Source organism: Pacificoceanicola algae, from assembly GCF_049341065.1.
In the GTDB taxonomy this organism is placed as follows: Bacteria; Pseudomonadota; Alphaproteobacteria; order Rhodobacterales; family Rhodobacteraceae; genus Pacificoceanicola.
Genome location: NZ_JBMPIX010000003.1, coordinates 68,547 through 88,448 on the forward strand (window position 1 = coordinate 68,547; position 19,902 = coordinate 88,448).

Consider the following 19,902-nt stretch of genomic DNA (forward strand, 5'->3'; position numbering starts at 1 on the left):
AAAATCATAACAGGAGCAGGCGCATGCGGCTGACATCGTCCTATATTGTCGGGTCGGAAACGGCCCGCGCCAACCGCGCGGCGCATGAAACCGCCCTGCGCGAAATCGCTGAAGCCGCCGAGCTGGCGGCACAGGGCGGCGGTGCACGGTCGCGCGAACGCCACGTCTCGCGCGGCAAGATGCTGCCGCGGGAACGTGTGGCCAACCTGCTTGATCCCGGGGCGCCTTTCCTTGAAATCGGCGCAACCGCAGCGCATGGCATGTATGATGGCGCGGCCCCGGCGGCGGGCATGATCGCGGGCGTCGGACAGGTGCACGGACGGCAAGTCATGGTGGTCTGCAACGACGCCACGGTAAAGGGCGGCACCTATTACCCGATGTCGGTCAAAAAGCACCTGCGCGCGCAGGAGATCGCCGAGGAAAACCATCTGCCCTGCATCTACCTCGTCGACAGTGGCGGCGCCAACCTTCCCAATCAGGACGAGGTCTTTCCGGACCGCGACCACTTTGGCCGGATCTTCTACAATCAGGCAAGGATGAGCGCCAAGGGCATCGCGCAGATCGCCGTGGTCATGGGGTCCTGCACCGCAGGCGGGGCATATGTGCCTGCCATGTCCGATGTCTCGATCATCGTGAAGGAACAGGGCACGATCTTTCTGGCCGGCCCGCCTTTGGTCAAGGCGGCGACCGGCGAAGTGGTCACTGCCGAAGATCTTGGCGGCGGCGACGTGCATACCCGCCTGTCCGGCGTGGCGGATTATCTGGCCGAGGATGATGCGCATGCCTTGGCATTGGCGCGGAAGGCGGTGGCAGGGCTGGGCGCGCCGCACCGGACCGATCTGCCGATCATAACGCCCGAAGATCCGGCCTATGACCCGGACGAAATCCTTGGCGTGGTGCCGGGCGATCCGCGCACGCCTTACGACATCCGCGAGGTCATTGCCCGCATGGTCGACGGCTCGCGCTTTGATGAGTTCAAGGCCCGCTTCGGCGAAACGCTCGTGACCGGATTTGCCCATGTTCACGGCATGCCCTGCGGGATCATCGCCAACAACGGCGTGCTGTTCAGCGAGGCCGCCCAAAAAGGCGCGCATTTCGTGGAACTGTGCAGTCAGCGCCGTATCCCGCTGGTTTTCCTGCAGAATATCACGGGCTTCATGGTTGGTCGCAAATACGAAAACGAAGGCATTGCCCGGCACGGCGCCAAGATGGTGACAGCCGTGGCCAGCACCAATGTCCCCAAGATCACCATGTTGGTTGGCGGCTCGTTCGGGGCGGGCAACTATGGCATGGCGGGGCGAGCCTACCAGCCGCGCTTCCTCTGGACCTGGCCCAACAGCCGCATTTCGGTCATGGGCGGCGCACAGGCGGCCGGGGTTCTGGCCACAGTCAAACGCGATGCGATCGAACGTCAGGGCGGCAGTTGGAGCGCCGAGGAAGAGGCCGAGTTCAAGCGCCCGACCATCGAGATGTTCGAACGCCAGTCGCATCCGCTTTATGCCAGTGCGCGGCTCTGGGACGACGGGGTGATCGACCCGCGCAAAAGCCGTGCAACCCTCGCTCTCAGCCTGCGCGCCGCGTTGAACGCGCCCATCGAGGAGACGCGTTTCGGCGTCTTTCGGATGTGAGCATCAGGGGGCTTCGATGCAAATGACTGTTTGGAACGAATGGACGCAGAGGGCAAAGCTTCATGCCTTCATCTTGTTTGAAATACCCCGGGGTGTGCGAGGGGCTGGCCCCTCGCTGTCGCGCCCGATGTGGACGCCAAGGCACAAGGAAGAGACCCATGTTTGACACGATCCTGATTGCCAACCGGGGCGAAATTGCCTGCCGGGTGATGGAAACGGCCCGCGCCATGGGGCTGCGCTGCGTTGCGGTCTATTCCGAGGCGGACGCGGCGGCAAAACACGTCCAGATGGCCGATACGGCGATCTGCATCGGCGGCGCGGCGCCCGCCGACAGCTATCTGCGCGGCGAGCGGATCATCGAAGCGGCGCTCGGTGCCGGCGCGCAGGCGATCCATCCGGGCTATGGTTTTCTGTCCGAGAACCCGGAGTTCGTCGATCAGGTCGAGGCGGCGGGGCTGACCTTTGTCGGCCCCTCGGCCAGCGCGATCCGCAAGATGGGGCTAAAGGATGCGGCCAAGGCCCTTATGGAAGAGGCGGGCGTGCCCGTTGTGCCCGGCTATCACGGCGCCGATCAGGATCCAGGGCATCTGGAGCTTGAAGCCGCGCGCATCGGCTATCCGGTGTTGATCAAGGCCGTCGCGGGCGGCGGCGGCAAGGGCATGCGACTGGTCGAGACGCCCGAGGCTTTTGTCGATGCGCTGGAACGCGCCAAAGCCGAGGCCCGGACCTCGTTCGGCAATGACGCCGTGTTGATCGAGAAATTCGTGACCCAGCCACGCCATATCGAAGTGCAGGTCTTTGGCGATGGCACCCGCGCGGTGCATCTGTTCGAACGCGATTGCTCGCTCCAGCGCCGCCACCAGAAGGTCATCGAAGAGGCCCCCGCGCCGGGCATGACCGAGGACATGCGCGCCGCCATGGGCGCCGCCGCCGTGCGCGCTGCCGAGGCGATTGGCTACAAGGGCGCGGGCACGGTGGAATTCATCGTCGATGGCTCGGACGGGCTGCGCCCCGACGGCTTCTGGTTCATGGAAATGAACACCCGCCTACAGGTCGAACACCCAGTGACCGAGGCCATCACCGGCATCGATCTGGTGGAATGGCAGATCCGGGTCGCGGCGGGAGAAAGCCTGCCTTGCACCCAGAACGATCTGACGATCACCGGCCATGCCTTTGAGGCGCGGCTTTATGCCGAAGACGTGCCCGCAGGCTTTTTGCCCGCCACCGGCCATCTGGCGCATCTGGCCTTTCCCGAAGGCGTGCGCGCCGACAGCGGCGTGCGTTCAGGCGATGACATCAGCCCGCATTACGATCCGATGATTGCGAAACTGATCGTACATGGCCCGACGCGCGCAGTGGCCTTGCAAAAACTGGCGCGCGGACTGGCGGAAACCCAGGTGGCCGGAACGGTGACCAATCTGGCCTTTCTGGGCGCATTGGCGGGGCACGCGGGCTTTGCCGCGGGCGAGGTCGACACCGGGTTGATCGGACGCGACATTGCCGCCCTGACCGCCGCGCCTGACGTGACGCCCGCCGTTCTGGCGCAGGCCGCGCTTTGGGCCGCAGGGTTAGATCAGCCGGGCGATTGGGATCGCGGCTTTACCCTTTGGCAGCCGCTGGAGCGATCGGTGGTTCTGCGCCGCGACGATCAGGATTTTCCCTGCGTGCTGCGCATCCTTGGGCCGGACCGCGCCGAGATTGCCGTCCCGGACGCAACGGTTCTGGCTGAACATCGTGGCGGGCGCTGGTGGTTTGACGGTAGCCTCTGCGGGCAGGCGCATCTGGCTGGCGGGCGGGTGACTGTCTTTGCCAGCTACGGCATTGGTTTTGATGTGGTCGATCCACTGGACCGCGCCGCCGAGGCTGCAGGCGGCAACGGGTTGACGCTGGCGCCAATGCCGGGACGGGTGGTCTCGGTGCATGTCCATGCGGGGCAGGTGGTGCAGGCCGGGGATCGTCTGGCGGTGCTTGAAGCAATGAAAATGGAACATACGCTCGTCGCCGGGCTGGACGGCACCGTGGCCGAAGTGCTGGTGAGTGATGGCGATCAGGTTGAGGCCGGCGCCCCGCTGATCCGCCTTGAGGAGGAAGAGGCATGATCCGTCTGCATCACGTGCAATATGGTCGCTCGTTCCGGGTGCTCTGGCTGCTGGAAGAAATCGGATTGGACAAACTGGGGCCGCTTGAGATCGTCGAGCACAGGATCGGCACCAGGGAAATGCGCGAAGGCGATCTTCCGCGTGTTTCGCCCGCCGTGCGCATCCCGGCCATCGAGATGGACGGGCTGGAACTGGCCGAAAGCGGCGCGATTGTCGAATATCTGACCGAACGCTTTGCCCCGGAACTGGGGCGTGCGGTGGATGATCCTGAACGGCCCGCCTATCTGCAGTGGATTCACTATGCCGAAACCCAAGCCAGCCTGATCGAGAACCTCAACCTGAACCACCTGTTTCTCAGACCGCCCGCGAAGGCCGATCCAGTTCTGCTGAAACTGCTGGCCGCGCGTCTCAAGGGCACCTTGGCAGGAATGGAAACGCGCCTTGGTGATCAGCAATGGTTGCTGCCATCGGGGTTTTCGGCGGCGGACGTGATGATGGGCTTCAACCTTTTCGCCGCGCCCTTCTACGTAAAGTTGGACCCGTTCCCGCGGCTTCAGGCCTACAAGGCGCGGATCGAGGCGCGCCCGGCCTATCTGCGGGCAGTGGCCCGCGAGGGGCAGCAGCGCTTTTACACGCAGGAGTTTTATCCTGTGCCCGAGGCGTGACCGGGCCCGCGAGGGCCACGCGAATTTGAAGACAAACAGACAGGGGGCAACATGGCCGAACATGTCGAGATTTTCGAAGTCGGGCCGCGGGACGGGCTTCAGAACGAGGCGCGGCAGATCCCGACCTCGGACAAGATCGCCTTGGTGGATTGCCTGAGCCGTGCGGGCTTTCGGCGGATCGAATGCGCCAGTTTTGTCAGCCCCAAGTGGGTGCCGCAGATGGCCGACAGTGGCGAGGTGCTGGCCGGGATAACGCGGGCGGCGGGCGTATCCTATGCCGCCTTGACGCCGAACATGCAGGGGCTCGAGCGCGCGATTACCGCCAAGGCAGACGAGGTGGCGATCTTCGGCTCGGCCTCGGAAGGGTTTTCCAAGGCCAATATCAACGCCACCATTGCCGAAAGCCTCGAACGGTTTGCCCCGGTGGCCAAGGCAGCGCAGGAGGCAGGACTACCGGTGCGAGGCTATGTCTCTTGCGTGGTCGAGTGCCCCTATGACGGCGCGGTGGCGCCGGACAGCGTGGCGCGTGTGGTTTCTGCCTTGCGCGACATGGGCTGTTACGAGGTGTCACTGGGCGACACCATCGGACGCGGAGAGCCCGAGGCAGTCGGGACGATGCTGGATGTGGTTCTACAGGACATGCCCGCGGCACGACTGGCCGGGCATTTTCACGACACCAGCGGGCGGGCGCTGGAGAATATCGAAGTGTCATTGGAGCGCGGGCTGCGGGTGTTCGATGCGGCGGTTGGCGGGCTGGGCGGTTGCCCCTATGCGCCCGGCGCGGCGGGCAATGTGGCAACCGAAGCGGTGCACGACCGCCTGACCGCCCTGGGCTACGAGACCGGCCTTGATCGCGCCGTGCTCGACCAAGCCGGAGCCATGGCGCGGGCGATGCGCGGGTGAGCGTCTGGATGGTCAGCCTTGCTGGCCTGCCGGGGGTCGGCAAAAGCACACTGGCGCGGATGCTGGCGGCCCGGACAGGCGCGCTTTGGCTGCGGATCGATGCGATCGAGGGGGCGATGCGCCTGTCACATATGCGCTGCGATGACCTTGCGGATGGCGGCTATGCGGCGGCGCAGGCGGTGGCATCGGGAGCCTTGCGGCAAGGTTTTTGCGTCATCGCCGATTGCGTGAACCCTTGGGCCATGACCCGCGCGGCATGGCAGGTGGCCTCGGCAAAGGCCGGGGCATTGCATCTGGATGTGGAGCTGGTCTGTTCCGACACCGCAGCGCATCGACGCCGGATCGAGGCGGACCGCGATGCGCCCGAAGGGGGGCAACAGCCCGACTGGCAGGCGGTCTGTACACGCGATTACACACCCTTTGACGGGGCCTTGCGTCTGGATACGGCGGATTTCTCCGCCGAGGCGGCAACCGGGCGGATCATCAAAGAACTGGAGGGCCGGGGATGGCTGAACTGATCGAGGTAACCAAAGACGCGCGCGGCGTGGCGACCATCTGGCTGGCCCGCGAGGACAAGCACAACGCCCTCTCGGCGCAGATGATGCAAGAGCTTGAGGCCGAGGCGCGCGCCTTGGCGCAGGATGACGCGGTGCGCGTGGTCGTTCTGGCAGCACAGGGCAAGACCTTTTGCGCGGGGGGCGATCTTGCTTGGATGCGCGAGCAGTTCGGCATGGACCCGGACACCCGCCGCCGCGAATCAGCGCGGATCGCCGCCGCGCTTGGCGCGCTGTACGACCTGCCTCAGCCGTTGATTGGACGGGTGCAGGGCAATGCCTTTGGCGGCGGCGTCGGCCTTGCCGCAGTCTGTGATGTGACGATTGGCGTGGCGGGGCTGAAAATGGCCCTGACCGAGGTCAAGCTGGGTCTGATCCCGGCCAATATCGGCCCCTATGTGCTGGCCCGCATGGGCGCACGCAGCGCCCGCGAAGTCTTTATGAATGCACGCGTTTTCGACGGGGACGAGGCGGTGCGGCTGGGGCTTTTGTCCCGCGCCGTGCCGCCCGAGGCGCTGGACGAGGCCGTTGAGGCCGAGATTACCCCCTATCTGAGCTGCGCCCCCGGCGCGGTCCGCGATGCCAAACGCCTGATCCGCGATCTGACCGGAGGCGTCACGCAGGCCGAGGTCGATCTGGCCATCGACGCGCTCGCCGCGAGGTGGGAAACCATTGAGGCCCGCGAAGGCATCGGGGCCTTTCTGGACAAGCGCCCGGCGCCCTGGGCGTAATGATTGTCCAGATCGCCCACCTTTATGCCACGGCTTGTCTGGCGGTGATCTTCTTTCAGATCGCCCTGATCCTTGGGACGCCGCTTGGGGCCTATACCCAAGGCGGGCAGCACCCGGGCAAACTGCCGTTGAAGGGCCGGGCGATGGCCGCACTGTCGATCCCGGTTCTGATGCTTCAGGCGCTGGCGATCCTGTCGGCAGCCGGGTTTCCGGGGCTTGACTGGCCGCGCTGGACGGGCTGGGCGGCGCTGGCCCTGTCGCTGGTCACAACGCTGCTCAACTGGATCACGCCGTCGCAGCGGGAGCGGGCGCTATGGGGTCCGGCGACTCTGGTGATGAGCGCGCTGGCCGCCTATGTCATGGTGATCTCGGGCGCCGATTAAAGCGTGCACGCCGCGACCCTTGAGCGCGGCATTTTTGGGCAAGCCGCACGGCAGACGCAGTATCCACCTGTGCTCAAAGAGAAAAATCCGGAAACATTCGGGCATTTGCATTTACTTTCAGCCCATTGAATGTGGCTTAGGCTTGTTGACCCTGATGGCGCGTAGGGATAAGTCAGGCCTGAACATCCGCGCGCGGGCCTCGCGCGCCTCAACGAAGGAGCCGCCTCGTGGAAGAGATGCTGCGGGAATACCTTCCCATTCTGGTCTTTCTGGCCATCGCCATCGGTCTTGGCCTTGTGCTTATCCTTGCCGCTGTGATCATCGCCGTGCGCAACCCCGACCCGGAAAAGGTTTCGGCCTACGAATGCGGGTTCAACGCCTTTGATGACGCAAGGATGAAGTTCGACGTCCGGTTCTATCTGGTCTCGATCCTGTTCATCATCTTTGACCTTGAGATCGCCTTTCTGTTCCCGTGGGCCGTGGCCTTCAAGGACGTCAGCATGGTGGGTTTCTGGTCGATGATGGTCTTCCTTGGCGTTCTGACCATCGGCTTTGCTTACGAATGGAAGAAAGGGGCGCTCGAATGGGAGTGATGACCGGAGTCAACACTGCTGGGCCCGACAAGGAAGTCGCCACGCAGGAGCTGAATCGCGAGCTGCAGGACAAAGGCTTTCTGCTGACCTCGACCGAGGACATCATCAATTGGGCGCGCACCGGCTCGCTGCACTGGATGACCTTCGGTCTGGCCTGCTGCGCCGTCGAGATGATGCACACCGCGATGCCACGCTATGACATGGAGCGTTTCGGCACCGCGCCCCGCGCCTCACCGCGCCAGTCGGACCTGATGATCGTGGCCGGGACGCTGACCAACAAGATGGCCCCGGCGCTGCGCAAGGTCTATGACCAGATGCCCGAGCCGCGCTATGTGATCTCCATGGGGTCCTGCGCCAATGGCGGCGGCTACTACCACTATTCCTATAGCGTTGTGCGCGGCTGCGACCGGATCGTTCCCGTCGATGTCTACGTTCCGGGCTGCCCGCCGACGGCCGAGGCGCTGCTGTACGGCATCATGGCGCTTCAGAAGAAGATTCGCAGAACGGGGACACTCGTACGATGAAAGACCTTGGTGCCCATATCGAACAGAAACGCCCGGATTGCGTGATCGGCTGGACCGTCACCCATGACGAGCTGACGGTTGACGTGGCGCCCGCGAATATTCGCGGGTTTGTCGAGTTTCTGAAGACCGATTCCACCTGCAAATTCACCACGTTGGTCGATATCACCGGGATCGATCACCCCGAGCGGCCCAAGCGTTTTGACGTGGTGTACCACTTCTTGTCGATGTACCAGAACCACCGCATTCGCCTGCGGGTGAGCATCCGCGAAGATGAAATGGTGCCGTCGATTGTTTCGGTGCATCCGTCGGCCAACTGGTTCGAGCGCGAAGTCTTTGACATGTTCGGTGTGATCTTTACCGGCCACCCGGACCTGCGCCGCATCCTGACGGATTACGGTTTTCGCGGCCACCCGCTGCGCAAGGACTTCCCGACCACGGGCTATACCGAGGTGCGCTATGACGAAGAGCAAAAGCGCGTTGTGTACGAGCCGGTATCGCTGGTTCAGGAATATCGCCAGTTCGATTTCATGTCGCCGTGGGAGGGTGCCAACTATATCCTGCCGGGTGATGAGAAGACCGAGGAAAAGGCATGATGGGCGGCTACGGCATGGGCGGAAGCGGCCTTGTGTGGCTTGTGGTATTTGGGGCGGCCATCATCATTCCGTTCTGGCGTCTTCTTCCCCGTTTCGGAATCCCGAATTGGGTTGCGTTGTTTACACTCATCCCGCTTGTGGCTTTGATCCTGCTTTGGGTTATGGCCTTCAAAGACAAGATTGACGGAGGCACGGCATGATGGACGGCTCCAAAGGTTTCGAAGACGCCCTGACGGGTGAACAGAAGATCCGCAATTTCAACATCAACTTCGGCCCGCAACACCCTGCGGCGCACGGGGTTTTGCGGATGGTTCTAGAGCTTGACGGCGAGATCGTCGAGCGGGCGGACCCGCATATCGGCCTGCTGCACCGGGGCACGGAAAAGCTCATGGAGAGCCGGACCTACCTGCAGAACCTGCCGTATTTCGACCGGCTGGACTACGTGGCCCCGATGAACCAGGAACATGTCTGGTGTCTGGCCATCGAAAAGCTGACCGGGGTCGAGGTGCCGCGCCGCGCCAGCCTGATCCGGGTGCTGTTCTGCGAGATTGGCCGGGTGCTTAACCACCTGCTGAACGTGACGACCCAGGCCATGGACGTGGGCGCGCTGACGCCGCCGCTTTGGGGCTTTGAGGAGCGCGAAAAGCTGATGGTGTTCTACGAGCGCGCTTGTGGCGCCCGTCTGCACGCCGCCTATTTCCGCCCCGGCGGCGTCCATCAGGACCTGCCGCCCAAGCTGATCGACGATATCGAAACCTGGGCCAATGAATTCCCCAAGGTGATGGACGACATCGACGGGCTGCTGACCGAGAACCGCATCTTCAAGCAGCGCAACTGCGATATCGGTGTTGTGACCGAAGAAGAGATCAACGAATGGGGCTTTTCGGGCGTCATGGTGCGCGGCTCGGGCCTCGCATGGGATTTGCGCCGCGCGCAGCCTTACGAATGCTATGACGAGTTCGAATTCCAGATCCCTGTCGGCAAGAACGGCGACTGCTATGACCGTTACCTCTGCCGTATGGAAGAGATGCGCCAGTCGGTGCATATCATCCATCAGGCGATCGCCAAGCTGCGCGCACCCGAAGGGCAGGGGGACATTCTGGCCCGTGGCAAGCTGACCCCGCCGACACGCGGCGACATGAAGACCTCGATGGAAGCCTTGATCCATCACTTCAAGCTGTACACAGAGGGTTTCAAAGTGCCCGAAGGCGAAATTTATGCCGCAGTCGAAGCGCCCAAAGGCGAATTCGGCGTTTACCTTGTGTCGGACGGCTCCAACAAACCCTACCGGGCCAAGCTGCGTGCGCCCGGCTTCCTGCATTTGCAGGCGATGGATCATGTCGCAACGGGCCACCAGCTGGCCGATGTGGCGGCGATCATCGGGACGATGGATGTCGTGTTCGGAGAGATTGACAGATAACAGGCGGGGCCACTTGGCCCCGTTCGCCTTTGAAGACCCAATGCCAGAACGGCACAATGCCGCGGCAGAGCGACAAAGTGACTACGAGGGACCTGTAATGAACAAGATTTTTGCTGCGTTTGCCACGCTGAGCCTGACCGCAGCCTGCGTGTTGCCCGAGGGGGTCACTGAACAAGATCTGGCCGCTTTTGATGCGGCTGTGGCCTCGATCGGGTGCGAGCTTTCGACAGAAACCGACTATCTCCCGGTCGAACTGCAAACCGGCATGACCCGTGAAAAACTGATCGAAGTCGCGCAATACAAGGTGTCGAGAGAGCAGGCTGTGTCGCTGCCCAATGGCGGCGTGCGCTCGGTCGTAGGCGCCTGCCAACCCAAGGCGACGGCCGCTGCCGAAGCCTGAGAATTCCTGATCCCGCGCCGCCAGCGAGGCGGCGCGCAACTTTCGGAGAACGTGCCCAATGCTGCGCCGTTTGCATAAAGAGCAACCTGAAACTTTCGCCTTCACGCCGGACAACCTGGCCTGGGCCGAGGCTCAGATGACGAAATACCCGGCAGGCCGTCAGGCCAGCGCGGTGATCCCGCTGCTGTGGCGGGCGCAAGAGCAAGAAGGCTGGCTGACACGCCCGGCCATCGAAGGCATCGCCGAGATGCTCGGCATGCCCTACATGCGGGTGCTGGAAGTGGCCTCGTTCTACTTTATGTTCCAGCTGCAACCTGTTGGGTCTGTTGCTCATATTCAGATTTGCGGGACGACCTCCTGCATGATATGCGGCGCCGAGGACCTGATTGCCGTCTGCCGTGAAAAGATCGCCGACAAGGCGCATACGCTCAGCGCAGATGGCAAGTTTTCTTGGGAAGAGGTCGAGTGCCTTGGCGCTTGCACCAACGCGCCGATGGCCCAGATCGGCAAGGATTATTACGAAGACCTGACCGTGGACAAGCTTCGCGCACTTCTGGATGCGCTTGGCAAAGGCGAGGTGCCGCAAGTCGGCCCGCAAAACGGTCGTTTCGCCGCCGAGCCCAAGTCCGGGCTCACCTCGCTGACCGAATTCGTCAACGGCTCGATCAAGCTGAACGCCTCGGCGCAACTGGCGCAGGACATTGGCGACACGGTCAAGCGCATCGACGGCACCGAAGTGCCACTGCGCGCGCCCTGGGGCGATGCCTCTGCCTTCACGACCACGGGCACGCCCGCCGAACAGCCCAAACCCGCCGCCAACAGCCCGGTCGACAAGACCGGCGTTGACAAGCGCGAGGCCGTCGCGACGCCCAAGGCCAAGCCCGAAACCAAGGCGAAAGGCGCTGAAACCGCTGCGAAACCGGCGAAATCCGGGGCTGCGGCCACGTCTAAGACCAAAGCAGCAGAGGCGGCGACAACCGTCCCTGACGCCGACGCACCCGACAGCCCCGGCACCAAGCCCGAAGCGCTGGACGGCCCGCGCGGTGGCCAGGCAGATGATCTCAAGCAAATCAAGGGAATAGGCCCGAAACTTGAGAAGCTTTGCAACAGCCTTGGCTTCTATCATTTTGACCAGATCGCATCTTGGTCCGAGGCGGAAGTCGCTTGGGTTGACGCCAATCTGGAAGGTTTCAAAGGCCGTGTGACGCGTGACACATGGGTGTCGCAGGCAAAAACGCTGGCGTCGGGCGGTGAAACCGAGTTTTCTAACCGTGTCAAGAAGGGGGATGTCTACGAATAGGGACATCCGGGATACGGATAGGGAGTGATCAGATGAACGAAAATACTGAGACCTGTGCAATGAAATGTTGGGGCGCGGCGGCTGTTTTTGGGCTGCTGGTGTTGGTCCTCAACCTTTCGTCGTCAATGGCATCGGCGGTCTTGTTGGGGCTTTTGGTCTTTGGATTTCTGGGATTGCTCTTCAACTGGCTGTTCTGTGCGCCTGTGCCGAAAGCCGGTCAGGCGAGCAGCCGTATGAGTTCTGCCACCAGCGCCGCTGCCACAACCGGCGCAGCCGCGGCCGTTGCGGCAAGCACGGCCAGCGCCGCCAACAAGCCGACGGCCTCTGCGCCGGAAGCTAAGGCAGCACCAAAGGCCGAAACCGCAGGCGCGGCGCAACCCGAAGCGGAAGCGGCGCCAAAACCAGATACTCCTGTCGAGGACAGCGCCCCCGCACCGGAAAAAGACGCGGCGCCGAAATCAGAGGCTTCTGCAAGTGCGGAGTCAGGTACCTTGGTCAAGCCGTCGAAACAATTGGCGGGGCAGGCTGAGTTGGCGGAACGCAAGGGCAGCTGGAAGTACGAAGGCGGCTCGACAAAGGCGAAGACCGCAGGCGACCCGCCTGCGTCCGGTGCCGATCAGGACAATGTCGACCGCGATGGCGATGGCGTGGTCGAGGGCACGAACGAAGGCTCCAAGCCGCAGATGCTGGACGGCCCGCGCGACGGCGGTGCGGACAATCTGAAAGAAATCAAAGGCATCGGCCCCAAGCTTGAAACGGTCTGCAACAGTCTTGGGGTTTACCACTTTGACCAGATCGCCGCCTGGACCGCGGATGAACTGGCTTGGGTGGATTCGAACCTTGTGGGCTTTAAAGGCCGGGCAACCCGGGATGACTGGGTTGGTCAGGCCAAGATCCTTGCAGCGGGCGGCGAGACGGAATTTTCGCAGCGCGTTGAAGAGGGCAAGGTCTACTAAGACCTGCGACGACATCGGGCCTTGCACGCCGAAATCCGGTGTGCGAGGCCTTGCACAGCGACGTCTGGGAGGAACGGCGCCCTGAAGGACGCGGATTGGCCGTGTTTCAACAGATATGGATACGATAACGTGACCTTGACGACCTCCAACTTCCCGATGATGCCGAACTTCGGTCCGGTGATTGATCTCTGGGCCAAGCAGGCCGAGATGATGATCGATATGAATTACTTCATGACGCAGGCTGCATTCGATCTGCCTCTGAGCGTTGCACAGTCGCTGCAGTCGCGTACTGCTGTCCCAGCGCCCAAAGCGGCTGTGACAACAGCGGCCAAGCCTGCTGAAGCGCCTGCGAAAAAGGCGAAGGCTGCAGCGAAAAAGCCCGCCAAAGCCGTTGCCTCCAAAGCCAAGCCGGTTGAGGCGAAGAAAGCCGCTCCGGCCGCAAAGCCTGTTGAGGCGAAGGCCGCTCCGGCTCCGGCCGCCAAGCCTGTTGAGGCGAAGGCCGCCCTGGCTCCGGCCGCCAAGCCTGTTGAGTCGAAGGCCGCTCCGGCTCTGGCCGCCAAGCCGGTTGAGGCGAAGGCCGCTTCGGCTCCGGTCGCCAAGCCTGTTGAGGCGAAGGCCGCTCCGGCTCCGGCCGGCAAGCCTGTTGAGGCGAAGGCCGCTCCGGCTCCGGCCGCCAAGCCGGTTGAGGCGAAGGCCGCTCCGGCTCCGGCCGCAAAGCCTGTTGAGGCGAAGGCTGCTCCGGCGACAACACCGGCCCCGGCTGCGAAACCCAAGACCACTGCTGCAAGCGCCTCTGCGTCCAAGACCGCCACGGCAAAACCGCGCGGCCGCAAAGCAGTGAAAACGAAGACAAAGCCGGCCAATGGCGTAGACAAAACCGCCGTCAAAGGGTAACGGGCAGGGGTGATGACACAGGCGAAACCGGACCAAGGCAAGACCGGGCGCAAGATTGCGCTGGTGATCGCAGGAACCGGTGTCGCCTGGATCATCGTCAACGCACTTGGCGCCGCGATGGGCTGGACCTCAAGAACACTGGCCTTGTTCGATCTCGCGGCGCTTGCCGCCTTCGGCTGGGCGATCTGGATGATTTACGGACTCTGGCGTGCGCGCCAGGAGAAATAGGACAAGAGCATGCTGCAGGATCAGGACCGCATCTTTACCAACATCTACGGGATGCATGACCGCACTTTGGCTGGCGCGCAGAAGCGTGGTCATTGGGATGGCACCGCCAAGATCATCCAGAACGGGCGCGACTGGATTATTGACCAGATGAAGGCGTCAGGGCTGCGTGGCCGCGGTGGCGCGGGTTTCCCGACCGGTCTAAAATGGTCCTTCATGCCGAAAGAAAGCGATGGCCGCCCGGCTTATCTGGTGATCAACGCCGACGAATCCGAGCCGGGCACCTGCAAAGACCGCGAGATCATGCGTCACGATCCGCACACGCTGATCGAAGGGGCGCTGATCGCCTCGTTTGCGATGCAGGCACATGCCTGCTACATCTACATTCGTGGCGAATACATCCGCGAAAAAGAGGCGCTGCAAGCCGCGATTGACGAAGCTTATGATGCCGGTCTTCTGGGCAAGAACGCTGCCAAGTCCGGCTGGGATTTTGATCTGTACCTGCACCACGGCGCCGGCGCCTATATCTGCGGCGAAGAAACCGCGCTGCTGGAAAGCCTCGAAGGCAAAAAGGGCATGCCCCGGATGAAGCCGCCGTTCCCGGCTGGCTCGGGTCTTTATGGCTGCCCGACCACCGTGAACAATGTTGAATCAATCGCGGTTGTCCCGACGATCCTGCGTCGCGGCCCGGAGTGGTTTGCCAGCTTTGGCCGTCCGAACAACGCCGGGACCAAGCTTTTCGCCATCAGCGGCCACGTGAACACCCCCTGCGTCGTCGAAGAGGCGATGTCGATCACCTTTGAAGAGCTGATCGAAAAGCATTGCGGCGGCATTCGCGGTGGCTGGGACAACCTCAAGGCGGTGATCCCCGGCGGCTCGTCCGTTCCGTGTGTGCGCGGCGAAAAGATGCGCGATGCGGTGATGGATTTCGATTATCTGCGCGGTGAACTGGGCTCGGGCCTTGGCACGGCGGCGGTGATCGTGATGGATCAGTCGACCGACATCATCAAGGCGATCTGGCGTCTTGCGAAGTTCTACAAGCACGAAAGCTGCGGCCAGTGCACGCCGTGCCGCGAAGGCACCGGCTGGATGATGCGCGTCATGGACCGTCTGGTCAAAGGCGAGGCCGACCCCGAAGAGATCGACATGCTCTGGGACGTGACCAAGCAGGTCGAAGGCCACACGATCTGTGCGCTTGGCGATGCGGCGGCCTGGCCGATTCAGGGCCTGATCCGCAATTTCCGCGACGAGATCGAAGATCGGATAAAGGCGCAGAAAACCGGCAAGATCAGCGCCGTCGCGGCTGAATAACCCGGCCTCTTGGTGTAAATTGATATCAGCCCCGGCATTGCTGCCGGGGCTTTTTTGAAATCACCACCACCTGAAACGCTTGGGGCGCGTGAGGCCCCGGCTTGACCATTTTCGGCGCAGCGGCGAGACTGCGCAAAACTTGATGACCCATGGGGAAAGATCGTATGCGTATTGTCCGCCTTATCGTGATTACAGGGCTTGTCCTGTCGACAGCCGCCTGTAGCGGCGGGTTGGGTAATCGGTTCGGTTTTGGCAAGGACAAGGAGTTCTTTGACGGCCAGCGGTATCAGGGGAGCGCCAAATCCGATCGCAGTGATCGCCATCAATTCGTCGCCTCTGTGCGGCCGGTGTCGGCCTCGTTCGACGGCGCAATCGAGGCGGCGCGTTACGAGGGTGTGAAGCACTGCATCAAGTATTTCGGCACCTCGGACATCATATGGTCGGTCGGTCCCGATACGCCGCGCGACACGCTGGTGATCGAGAAGGATACGCTGAGCTTTGCCGGAACCTGCGAAGAGTGACGCAGCCGGTTTTTCGCTGAAAATTGCCGAAATACAAAGGCTTGGGGTGGCTGCTATTGCATAACAGCCGCCCCATCTCACATCTGAGACAAAAGTTATACAAAACGGAGGCGAATATATGCGCCTGATTCCCAGTCTTGTGGCCTGTCTTACGGTTTGTGCCGCGCTTGTTGCCACGCCGCTGGCGGCCAAACCGCCGCTGAGCCAGGTGGATGAGATCGACAATGGCCTGATGGCGATCGCCATCGCCGACGAGATTCGAAACCAGTGCGACGACATCAGCGCGCGCATGATCCGGGCGCTGGCGACGATCAGCGCATTGAAATCGCGCGCCAAGGCGCTTGGCTATACCGAAGAGGAAATCGAGGACTACGTGACCTCGAAAGCCGAAAAGAAGCGGATGCGGGTCAAGGCCACGTCATTTCTGGCGTCCCAAGGGGTGGATGCCGCCAACACGGCGCAGCTCTGCGCCTTTGGACAGGTACAAATCGCCAAATCAACCGCCATCGGCGTGCTTTTGCGATAGATCGCGCGGCGTGGAGCGGGCGGCTTTGAGGATAACACATTTTCCAATTTGCATATAAAGCCCCGCACCGCGTCGATTTTTCTTGGCTTTCTGAGTGATAACGGCTGGTGTCTTGCGTCCAGCCGCGTTAGAACGCGCCCGACCACGGCCCTATCGCCGAAGCGCTGATTGGGGCTGTGCCTGCCATGGCAACTGAAGGGCTCGGGCATGTCCGATTTGCGCAAGATCATCATCGACGGCAATGAGCTGGAAGTGGATGGGGCTATGACCCTTATCCAAGCCTGCGAACAAGCCGGGGTTGAAGTACCACGTTTCTGTTATCACGAACGGCTGTCCATCGCGGGCAACTGCCGGATGTGCCTTGTTGAGGTCGTCGGCGGACCGCCGAAACCTGCGGCCTCTTGTGCCATGCAGGTGCGCGATCTGCGTCCGGGGCCGGAAGGGCAACCTCCGGTGGTGAAAACTAACTCTCCCATGGTCAAGAAGGCCCGCGAGGGGGTGATGGAGTTTCTCCTTATCAACCACCCGCTGGATTGCCCGATCTGTGACCAGGGTGGCGAATGCGACCTGCAGGATCAGGCCATGGCCTACGGCGTGGATTTCTCTCGCTTCCGCGAGGCCAAGCGCGCGACCGACGATCTGGACCTTGGTCCGCTGGTCGAAACCCATATGACGCGCTGCATTTCCTGCACCCGCTGCGTCCGCTTCACCACCGAGGTCGCCGGGATCACCCAGATGGGCCAGACCGGGCGCGGCGAAGATGCCGAGATCACCTCGTATCTGGGGCAAACCCTTGATTCGAACATGCAGGGCAACATCATCGACCTGTGCCCGGTGGGCGCGCTGGTGTCGAAGCCCTATGCCTTCACCGCCCGCCCGTGGGAGCTGACCAAGACCGAATCCATCGACGTGATGGACGCGCTTGGCTCGAACATCCGGGTTGATACCAAGGGCCGCGAAGTCATGCGCTTCCTGCCGCGCAACCATGACGGCGTGAACGAAGAGTGGATTTCCGACAAGACGCGTTTCGTCTGGGATGGCCTGCGTCGTCAGCGTCTGGACAAGCCCTACGTTCGTGAGAACGGCAAGCTGCGTCCGGCAACCTGGCCCGAAGCTCTGACCAAGGCCGCCGAAGCGATCAAGGGCGCCAAGGCGCTTGCCGGTGTGGTTGGCGATCTGGCGCCGGTCGAGGCGATCTTTGGCCTCAAGCAGTTGATCGAAGGGCAGGGCGGCGTTGTCGAATCCCGCACTGACGGGGCGAAACTGCCTGCCGGCAACCGCAGCGCCTATGTTGGCACTGCTGCCATCGAAGATATCGACTCGGCCGAGATGATCCTTCTGATCGGCACCAATCCGCGAGAAGAATCCCCGGTGCTGAACGCGCGCATCCGCAAAGCCTGGGCGCGCGGCGCCAAGGTGGCCCGGATCGGCGCACCCGTGGATCTGACCTATGACGTGATCGAGCTTGGCACCGGGCGTGCGGCGCTTGATTGGGTGGCCAAGCAGGACCATTCCGACAAGGAAGGCGTCAAAGGCGTGATGATCGTTGGCCAGGGCGCACTGACCGAGGCCGATGGCGCCGCCGTGCTGGGCACCGCGATGCAAGCCGCCGAGGCTGGCCATTCCAAGTTCATGGTGTTGCACACCGCCGCCGCCCGCGTGGGTGCGCTGGATGTGGGGGCGGTCAATGAGCGCGGCATGGACGCGGTCAATGAGGCTGATGTCATCTACAATCTTGGTGCGGACGAGATCGAAATCGGCGAGGGCGCCTTTGTGATCTATCAGGGCAGCCACGGTGATCGCGGCGCGCACCGCGCGGACGTAATTCTCCCGGGGGCCGCCTATACCGAAGAACAGGGCCTGTTCGTGAACACCGAAGGGCGTCCGCAATTGGCGCTGCGGGCGGGCTTTGCCCCCGGCGAGGCCAAGGAAAACTGGGCGATCCTGCGCGCGCTGAGCGCCGAGGTCGGTGCAACCCTGCCTTGGGACAGCCTTGCGCAATTGCGCAAGGCACTGGTCGAGGCCGTGCCGCATCTGGCGCAGATCGACGAGGTTCCCGAGAATACCTGGCAGGCCGAGCCTGCGGGTAAACTGGGCGACGCCGATTTCCGCTATGCGATCAAGGATTTCTACCTGACCAACCCGATCGCCCGTGCCTCGGAACTGATGGCCGAACTCAGCCGCGGCGCCAAGGCCCGTGCTGAGGCCCCCATCGCGGCAGAGTGATCTTGCGGGGCGGGGCCTTCATAACGCTCAGCGCACTGGCTCTGGCCAGTGGCCTCTCGGCCTGCACGCCAAGCGAGGATCAGCGCCCCTTTGCGCCGATCTACGAAGGAATCGAGACTCGTCTGCTGGACGGGGATCTTGTTCAATTCGATGTGAAAATGCGCGGCGCCCGTCAAAACGCGGACGTTGCCGACTATGCCGAATGCGCAGCCGCGCAATACGCGTTGATCCGGGGTTACGGGTTTGCGCGTCATTTGCGCACAAATGTATACGAAGAGGGTGGCCTCTGGCGCGGAGATGCGGTTTACACCATCTCGGCGGCGCTGCCCCGCGGGCTCAAGACCATCGACGCAGAAGTTGTGGCGCTGGCCTGTGCCGAAAACGGAATACCGATGGTGTGAGGATCTGATGGCCGACTTCTTTACCACGCCTCTGGGCATACTCGTGATCATCTTTGCACAATGCCTTGCTGTGCTGGGCTTCGTGATGGTCTCGCTGCTGTTTCTCGTCTATGGGGACCGCAAGATCTGGGCGGCGGTGCAGATGCGCCGGGGCCCCAACGTGGTGGGTGTCTATGGCATCCTGCAGTCCGTCGCAGACGCGCTGAAATACGTTGTAAAAGAGGTGGTTATCCCCGCTGGCGCCGACAGAACGGTGTTCATGCTGGCGCCGATGACCAGCTTTGTTCTGGCGGTGATTGTCTGGGCGGTGATCCCGTTTAATGACGGCTGGGTGATCTCGAACATCAACGTTGCCATCCTCTATGTCTTCGCCATGTCCTCGCTTGAGGTTTACGGCGTGATCATGGGCGGCTGGGCCTCGAACTCGAAGTATCCCTTCCTCGGCTCGCTGCGCTCGGCGGCGCAGATGATCTCTTACGAGGTCTCCATTGGCCTGATCATCATCGGCGTGATCATTTCGACCGGTTCGATGAACTTCGGCGACATTGTGCGCGCGCAGGACGGCTCCTTCGGGTTCTTCTCGTGGTACTGGCTGCCGCACTTCCCGATGGTCTTCCTGTTCTTCATCAGCGCGCTGGCCGAAACCAACCGCCCGCCGTTCGACCTGCCCGAAGCGGAATCGGAGCTTGTTGCGGGCTATCAGGTGGAATATTCGGCCACGCCCTTCCTGCTGTTCATGGCGGGCGAATACATCGCCATCTTTCTGATGTGTGCGCTGACCTCGCTGCTGTTTTTCGGCGGCTGGCTCTCGCCGATCCCAGGCCTGCCGGACGGCGTGCTCTGGATGGTCGCCAAGATGGCGTTCTTCTTCTTCATCTTCGCCATGGTGAAGGCGATCACGCCGCGCTATCGCTATGACCAGCTGATGCGCCTTGGTTGGAAGGTCTTCCTGCCGTTCAGCCTCGTCTGGGTGGTCTTCGTCTCGTTCGCGGCAAAATTCGACTGGTTCTTTGGGGCCTATGCCCGCTGGACCACAGGAGGTTAATGAC

At 62.5% G+C, this 19,902-nt stretch carries 23 protein-coding genes; all 23 read left to right on the plus strand.

The genetic code is table 11. The features are described from left to right. Positions 1 to 23: 23 nt before the first annotated feature. The 23 genes from ACOYQJ_RS05230 to nuoH all read left to right on the plus strand — a co-directional run bounded on the left by ACOYQJ_RS05230 (position 24) and on the right by nuoH (position 19,898). Entirely contained in the window at positions 24 to 1,628 is a 1,605-nt protein-coding gene (locus ACOYQJ_RS05230) for a carboxyl transferase domain-containing protein (RefSeq protein ID WP_422904958.1), read from the plus strand. A gap of 158 nt (positions 1,629 to 1,786) precedes the next feature. After that, on the plus strand, positions 1,787 to 3,727 hold the full coding sequence (locus tag ACOYQJ_RS05235) for an acetyl/propionyl/methylcrotonyl-CoA carboxylase subunit alpha (RefSeq protein ID WP_422904959.1): 1,941 nt from the start codon (positions 1,787 to 1,789) through the stop codon (positions 3,725 to 3,727). Further along, a complete protein-coding gene (locus ACOYQJ_RS05240) occupies positions 3,724 to 4,392 on the plus strand; it encodes a glutathione S-transferase family protein (protein ID WP_422904960.1) in 669 nt (222 codons plus the stop codon). The genes ACOYQJ_RS05235 and ACOYQJ_RS05240 overlap by 4 nt, the downstream gene beginning before the upstream one ends. A gap of 51 nt (positions 4,393 to 4,443) precedes the next feature. Continuing rightward, positions 4,444 to 5,295 carry a hydroxymethylglutaryl-CoA lyase gene (locus ACOYQJ_RS05245; protein WP_422904961.1) on the plus strand — a complete coding sequence of 284 codons (852 nt, stop codon included), beginning with the start codon at positions 4,444 to 4,446 and terminating at the stop codon, positions 5,293 to 5,295. Beyond that, positions 5,292 to 5,813, plus strand: a complete 522-nt coding sequence (locus ACOYQJ_RS05250; protein WP_422904962.1) for a P-loop nucleotide/nucleoside kinase family protein — start codon at positions 5,292 to 5,294, stop codon at positions 5,811 to 5,813. The genes ACOYQJ_RS05245 and ACOYQJ_RS05250 overlap by 4 nt, the downstream gene beginning before the upstream one ends. Continuing rightward, positions 5,801 to 6,580, plus strand: a complete 780-nt coding sequence (locus ACOYQJ_RS05255) for a crotonase/enoyl-CoA hydratase family protein (RefSeq protein ID WP_422904963.1) — start codon at positions 5,801 to 5,803, stop codon at positions 6,578 to 6,580. Before ACOYQJ_RS05250 ends, ACOYQJ_RS05255 begins: the two co-directional genes overlap by 13 nt. Beyond that, the gene (locus ACOYQJ_RS05260; RefSeq protein ID WP_422904964.1) at positions 6,580 to 6,963 is read left to right on the plus strand and encodes a hypothetical protein; all 384 of its coding nucleotides are present in this window, start codon (positions 6,580 to 6,582) and stop codon (positions 6,961 to 6,963) included. The genes ACOYQJ_RS05255 and ACOYQJ_RS05260 overlap by 1 nt, the downstream gene beginning before the upstream one ends. Positions 6,964 to 7,190: 227 nt before the next feature. Next, positions 7,191 to 7,556 (plus strand): NADH-quinone oxidoreductase subunit A, encoded by a 366-nt coding sequence (locus ACOYQJ_RS05265; RefSeq protein WP_271433951.1) that lies wholly within the window; start codon positions 7,191 to 7,193, stop codon positions 7,554 to 7,556. Then, complete coding sequence (locus ACOYQJ_RS05270; protein WP_422904965.1) at positions 7,547 to 8,080, plus strand: NuoB/complex I 20 kDa subunit family protein; 534 nt, start codon at positions 7,547 to 7,549, stop codon at positions 8,078 to 8,080. Before ACOYQJ_RS05265 ends, ACOYQJ_RS05270 begins: the two co-directional genes overlap by 10 nt. After that, entirely contained in the window at positions 8,077 to 8,673 is a 597-nt protein-coding gene (locus tag ACOYQJ_RS05275; RefSeq protein WP_422904966.1) for an NADH-quinone oxidoreductase subunit C, read from the plus strand. The genes ACOYQJ_RS05270 and ACOYQJ_RS05275 overlap by 4 nt, the downstream gene beginning before the upstream one ends. Beyond that, a complete protein-coding gene (locus ACOYQJ_RS05280; RefSeq protein WP_422904967.1) occupies positions 8,670 to 8,873 on the plus strand; it encodes a hypothetical protein in 204 nt (67 codons plus the stop codon). Before ACOYQJ_RS05275 ends, ACOYQJ_RS05280 begins: the two co-directional genes overlap by 4 nt. Next, positions 8,873 to 10,093 (plus strand): NADH-quinone oxidoreductase subunit D, encoded by a 1,221-nt coding sequence (locus ACOYQJ_RS05285; RefSeq protein ID WP_422905311.1) that lies wholly within the window; start codon positions 8,873 to 8,875, stop codon positions 10,091 to 10,093. Before ACOYQJ_RS05280 ends, ACOYQJ_RS05285 begins: the two co-directional genes overlap by 1 nt. A gap of 97 nt (positions 10,094 to 10,190) precedes the next feature. Then, positions 10,191 to 10,493 carry a hypothetical protein gene (locus ACOYQJ_RS05290; protein ID WP_422904968.1) on the plus strand — a complete coding sequence of 101 codons (303 nt, stop codon included), beginning with the start codon at positions 10,191 to 10,193 and terminating at the stop codon, positions 10,491 to 10,493. Positions 10,494 to 10,551: 58 nt separating this feature from the next. Next, positions 10,552 to 11,793 (plus strand): NADH-quinone oxidoreductase subunit E, encoded by a 1,242-nt coding sequence (locus ACOYQJ_RS05295; protein ID WP_422904969.1) that lies wholly within the window; start codon positions 10,552 to 10,554, stop codon positions 11,791 to 11,793. A gap of 32 nt (positions 11,794 to 11,825) precedes the next feature. Continuing rightward, complete coding sequence (locus ACOYQJ_RS05300) at positions 11,826 to 12,749, plus strand: helix-hairpin-helix domain-containing protein (protein ID WP_422904970.1); 924 nt, start codon at positions 11,826 to 11,828, stop codon at positions 12,747 to 12,749. 129 nt (positions 12,750 to 12,878) lie between these two features. Next, positions 12,879 to 13,643 (plus strand): hypothetical protein, encoded by a 765-nt coding sequence (locus ACOYQJ_RS05305; protein WP_422904971.1) that lies wholly within the window; start codon positions 12,879 to 12,881, stop codon positions 13,641 to 13,643. A 12-nt stretch (positions 13,644 to 13,655) separates the two neighbouring features. Further along, the gene (locus ACOYQJ_RS05310) at positions 13,656 to 13,871 is read left to right on the plus strand and encodes a DUF5337 family protein (protein WP_422904972.1); all 216 of its coding nucleotides are present in this window, start codon (positions 13,656 to 13,658) and stop codon (positions 13,869 to 13,871) included. 9 nt (positions 13,872 to 13,880) lie between these two features. Further along, the gene (nuoF, locus tag ACOYQJ_RS05315; RefSeq protein WP_422904973.1) at positions 13,881 to 15,179 is read left to right on the plus strand and encodes an NADH-quinone oxidoreductase subunit NuoF; all 1,299 of its coding nucleotides are present in this window, start codon (positions 13,881 to 13,883) and stop codon (positions 15,177 to 15,179) included. A 164-nt stretch (positions 15,180 to 15,343) separates the two neighbouring features. Further along, positions 15,344 to 15,700 carry a hypothetical protein gene (locus ACOYQJ_RS05320; RefSeq protein ID WP_422904974.1) on the plus strand — a complete coding sequence of 119 codons (357 nt, stop codon included), beginning with the start codon at positions 15,344 to 15,346 and terminating at the stop codon, positions 15,698 to 15,700. 118 nt (positions 15,701 to 15,818) lie between these two features. Continuing rightward, positions 15,819 to 16,226, plus strand: a complete 408-nt coding sequence (locus ACOYQJ_RS05325) for a DUF5333 domain-containing protein (RefSeq protein ID WP_422904975.1) — start codon at positions 15,819 to 15,821, stop codon at positions 16,224 to 16,226. A 207-nt stretch (positions 16,227 to 16,433) separates the two neighbouring features. Then, positions 16,434 to 18,452, plus strand: a complete 2,019-nt coding sequence (gene nuoG / locus ACOYQJ_RS05330; RefSeq protein ID WP_422904976.1) for an NADH-quinone oxidoreductase subunit NuoG — start codon at positions 16,434 to 16,436, stop codon at positions 18,450 to 18,452. A 2-nt stretch (positions 18,453 to 18,454) separates the two neighbouring features. Further along, entirely contained in the window at positions 18,455 to 18,853 is a 399-nt protein-coding gene (locus ACOYQJ_RS05335) for a YNQ4 family lipoprotein (RefSeq protein ID WP_422904977.1), read from the plus strand. A 7-nt stretch (positions 18,854 to 18,860) separates the two neighbouring features. After that, entirely contained in the window at positions 18,861 to 19,898 is a 1,038-nt protein-coding gene (gene nuoH / locus ACOYQJ_RS05340) for an NADH-quinone oxidoreductase subunit NuoH (RefSeq protein ID WP_422904978.1), read from the plus strand. Positions 19,899 to 19,902: the final 4 nt, after the last annotated feature.

Coding starts and splice junctions, on each gene's coding strand:
- ACOYQJ_RS05280 (WP_422904967.1), top strand. CDS start 8,670: ATGATGGGCGGCTACGGCATGGGCGGAAGCGGCCTTGTGTGGCTTGTG.
- ACOYQJ_RS05310 (WP_422904972.1), top strand. CDS start 13,656: ATGACACAGGCGAAACCGGACCAAGGCAAGACCGGGCGCAAGATTGCG.
- ACOYQJ_RS05285 (WP_422905311.1), top strand. CDS start 8,873: ATGGACGGCTCCAAAGGTTTCGAAGACGCCCTGACGGGTGAACAGAAG.
- ACOYQJ_RS05260 (WP_422904964.1), top strand. CDS start 6,580: ATGATTGTCCAGATCGCCCACCTTTATGCCACGGCTTGTCTGGCGGTG.
- ACOYQJ_RS05235 (WP_422904959.1), top strand. CDS start 1,787: ATGTTTGACACGATCCTGATTGCCAACCGGGGCGAAATTGCCTGCCGG.
- ACOYQJ_RS05275 (WP_422904966.1), top strand. CDS start 8,077: ATGAAAGACCTTGGTGCCCATATCGAACAGAAACGCCCGGATTGCGTG.
- ACOYQJ_RS05300 (WP_422904970.1), top strand. CDS start 11,826: ATGAACGAAAATACTGAGACCTGTGCAATGAAATGTTGGGGCGCGGCG.
- ACOYQJ_RS05320 (WP_422904974.1), top strand. CDS start 15,344: ATGCGTATTGTCCGCCTTATCGTGATTACAGGGCTTGTCCTGTCGACA.
- ACOYQJ_RS05255 (WP_422904963.1), top strand. CDS start 5,801: ATGGCTGAACTGATCGAGGTAACCAAAGACGCGCGCGGCGTGGCGACC.
- ACOYQJ_RS05245 (WP_422904961.1), top strand. CDS start 4,444: ATGGCCGAACATGTCGAGATTTTCGAAGTCGGGCCGCGGGACGGGCTT.
- ACOYQJ_RS05325 (WP_422904975.1), top strand. CDS start 15,819: ATGCGCCTGATTCCCAGTCTTGTGGCCTGTCTTACGGTTTGTGCCGCG.
- ACOYQJ_RS05270 (WP_422904965.1), top strand. CDS start 7,547: ATGGGAGTGATGACCGGAGTCAACACTGCTGGGCCCGACAAGGAAGTC.
- ACOYQJ_RS05290 (WP_422904968.1), top strand. CDS start 10,191: ATGAACAAGATTTTTGCTGCGTTTGCCACGCTGAGCCTGACCGCAGCC.
- ACOYQJ_RS05240 (WP_422904960.1), top strand. CDS start 3,724: ATGATCCGTCTGCATCACGTGCAATATGGTCGCTCGTTCCGGGTGCTC.
- nuoH (WP_422904978.1), top strand. CDS start 18,861: ATGGCCGACTTCTTTACCACGCCTCTGGGCATACTCGTGATCATCTTT.
- nuoF (WP_422904973.1), top strand. CDS start 13,881: ATGCTGCAGGATCAGGACCGCATCTTTACCAACATCTACGGGATGCAT.
- ACOYQJ_RS05230 (WP_422904958.1), top strand. CDS start 24: ATGCGGCTGACATCGTCCTATATTGTCGGGTCGGAAACGGCCCGCGCC.
- ACOYQJ_RS05295 (WP_422904969.1), top strand. CDS start 10,552: ATGCTGCGCCGTTTGCATAAAGAGCAACCTGAAACTTTCGCCTTCACG.
- nuoG (WP_422904976.1), top strand. CDS start 16,434: ATGTCCGATTTGCGCAAGATCATCATCGACGGCAATGAGCTGGAAGTG.